General features: G+C 33.4%; 2 pseudogenes. Both read left to right on the forward strand.

Annotation, left to right across the window (positions count from 1 at the left end):
* Positions 1-443, forward strand: a pseudogene (locus B8T70_RS23555) (IS6 family transposase); the annotation flags it as partial.
* A 151-nt stretch (positions 444-594) separates the two neighbouring features.
* Positions 595-701 (forward strand): annotated as a pseudogene (locus tag B8T70_RS24325) (zeta toxin); the annotation flags it as partial.

A 701-nucleotide genomic window follows, 5' to 3' on the forward strand; every position in this document is an offset into this window, starting at 1 on the left:
AGTCAGCGATGAAGAAGAGAAAAGGTAGCGTGGGAGGGAGCTGGAGATTAGATGAGACCTATATCAAAGTAAATGGTATTTGGTGTTATTTATATAGAGCAGTAGATAAATTAGGCAATACAGTAGACTTTCTTTTGACCAGAAAAAGACAGAGAATGAGTGCGCAGTCATTTCTAATTAAAGCAATTAGTGATAACTACAGGCCAAGAGCAATAAACATTGATAAAAGTGGTTCTAATACTGCCCCTATCAAAGTCTATAACAAGCGTTTATGCTCAAAGATTAAAATCCGGCAGTGTAAATATCTCAACAATATTGTAGAACAGGACCATCGATTTATAAAATGGCGAATACAAAACGGGTTAGGTTTTAAAAGTTTTGAATCGGCTAGGCGAACATTGAGTGGAATTGAAGTTGTGCATATGCTTAGAAAGAATCAGATGGTCAAACCAGGGAAATCTATGTTTAAATCATTCTGTAAACTGGCATGCTAAATTTTAAATCACTTAAATTCTTATATTTGATTCTGATAGATGCGACAGAACCTAATATAAACTATTTATATTAAATGTGAAATTGCTTATCTTTGCTCAAATGAGTAAAAATCTTTATATAATAGCAGGGTGTAATGGAGCAGGTAAAACAACCGCTTCATTTACAATACTTCCAGAAATATTAAATTGTAAGGAGTTTGTAAATGC

The sequence above is a fragment of the Flavobacterium sp. AJR genome, assembly GCF_002156885.1.
In the GTDB taxonomy this organism is placed as follows: domain Bacteria; phylum Bacteroidota; class Bacteroidia; order Flavobacteriales; family Flavobacteriaceae; genus Flavobacterium.